The following is a 1,841-nucleotide window of genomic DNA, read 5'->3' as shown; positions in this document are numbered from 1 at the left end:
AGGTCGTTACGAGCGACCGCTCGGTGATGGTGCTCTCGCGCATGATGCGTTGCCGGGCGTAGGTCGTCACCTGGTAGGGATAGCTGTCGAAGTTGCAGCGTATGCTGTCGATGCGTACGGTCTGCGAGATGCCGCCGGCGATCAGGCGGTTGAAGAATCCCTTTTCGCTCAGGGCCTTGTAATACGACAGGGCCGATCGGTCGGCCATCAGCAGCGCACGGTTCAGGTTGGACTCGATGGCCGCCTTGTCGGGCGAGAGGGTGAAGAAGAGCTCGTGGAAGCGCCGCACGTGCTCACGCGCCTCCACGGGGCGGTTCTGGGAGAGGTCCTGCGAGAGGGCGACCATGAGCGATCGTCCGCCGTCGAGGACGTAGATCTTCTGCCGCCTACGGAGGCTACGGCCACGGCAGCGCACAATCCGGCGAAGAGGGCGCAGCAGATGCGTATGAGCCGGAAGTTGCTTTCGATATTTTTAAGACTTTTGAATTCCATACAGCGAATGTAAAGCGGTTATTGACGTGTTCCCCGGAGTTTTCCGGCAACCCACCTGACGCCGTGCCACGCGGCCTTGCCGCCGGCGTATCCTTTTCCTGCGGCCATGCCCATTAAGCCGGCCGCCAGTGTCGTGGTGCGGGCTACGGTATGGTTGAAGCTCGATATGCCTCCGGTCTGCACGATCCACGTAGAGATCGAGGGGATGCACATGTAGCCGCAGATGCCGATGACCATGAAGATCAGCGTGACGGCCGTGCCGCCCGTCGTCTCCTGCTGGAGCGAGAGTATTTGCAGACGAGCGATGATGGCCGAGAAGAGATCCGAGATCGGCAGCCACAGGTAGATCGAGACGTACTTGGAGAGCCAGTTGGTAAGCGAGCTCTGGAATCCGTCGAAGACTGCGATGGCGAATGCCAGGGGTCCGAGGATGGAGAGCACGACCAGATAGAAGGTCCTCAGTGCGTCGATGACGACCGCTGCGGCGGCGAAGGCCAACTCCAGTATGTAGGCTAATCCTTTCATCAGCCAGCCCTTGAACGACCACGAGGAACGCTCTTCGTCCATCTTGTCGAGGGTGCTGCGCGTCTGCTCGTCCAGCCCCAGGGCGTCGAGCTCGCGCTCCATTTCGGGATCCTCCGCGTAGTAGGAATCCGCAGGCAGCCGCTCGCGTTCCTCGCGTTCGAGCGCTTCGCGCTGCTCCATGTAGTGTTCTATATTGAAGGTCTGGCCGACCATAAGCGAGTGCGTGGCCTGCACCACGGGCGAAAGGATTCCGTTGAGCGATCCCAGTACGAGTGTGGGGAAGAACATGATGCAGATCCCCAGTGCGAAGGGCCGCAGCAGCGGAAAGAGATCTATGGCCTCGCCGCGTGCCAGCGATTGCCACACACGGTAGCAGATGTAGAGCAGCGCTCCGAGACCTGCGATGCCCGAGGCTACGGAGGTCATGCCCTCGCAGAGCGTCATCATATCGGTATAGAGCTGACGGAGGATGCCGTGCATGTTGTCCATCGATAGCAGCATGTGAACCATCACCAGTAGCGTTGTTCGTCCGTGCCGTAGAGCGCCACCACGCGCTCCATATCGCGGTGTGTGCGTGCGCGCAGCAGCGAAACGCTGATGCAGCGGCGCGTGAAGTAACCTGCGAGGCGCCGGTGGCGCATGAGCGTGCCATAGACGCGCTCCACCACGTCGATACGATCCTTGTCCGTGAGACTCATATCCGTGGGGTTGATGATCTCGCCGAGGTCCTTCAGTTCTCCGGCCGCCTCCTCGATGATGCGCTTGTACCCTATGGCGATGGCCGCCAGCTCCTCGACCGAGAAGTTCGTGTCGGTGACGATGCG

The 1,841-nt window shown here is 60.8% G+C and carries 1 protein-coding gene and 2 pseudogenes; all 3 read right to left on the bottom strand.

Annotation, left to right across the window (positions count from 1 at the left end; all coding sequences use genetic code 11):
* Window positions 1–492, bottom strand: a pseudogene (traK, locus tag QZ079_RS09325) (conjugative transposon protein TraK); the annotation flags it as partial.
* Window positions 493–510: 18 nt separating this feature from the next.
* On the bottom strand, window positions 511–1,518 hold the full coding sequence (gene traJ, locus QZ079_RS09320) for a conjugative transposon protein TraJ (RefSeq protein WP_297037566.1): 1,008 nt from the start codon (window positions 1,516–1,518) through the stop codon (window positions 511–513).
* Window positions 1,519–1,526: 8 nt separating this feature from the next.
* Window positions 1,527–1,841, bottom strand: a pseudogene (locus tag QZ079_RS09315) (conjugal transfer protein); the annotation flags it as partial.

Origin of the sequence: uncultured Enorma sp., from assembly GCA_905210055.1 — a bacterium.
In the GTDB taxonomy this organism is placed as follows: domain Bacteria; phylum Actinomycetota; class Coriobacteriia; order Coriobacteriales; family Coriobacteriaceae; genus Enorma.
This window is presented reverse-complemented; position numbering and strand designations above follow the sequence as displayed.

Coding starts and splice junctions, on each gene's coding strand:
- traJ (WP_297037566.1), bottom strand. CDS start 1,518: ATGCTGCTATCGATGGACAACATGCACGGCATCCTCCGTCAGCTCTAT.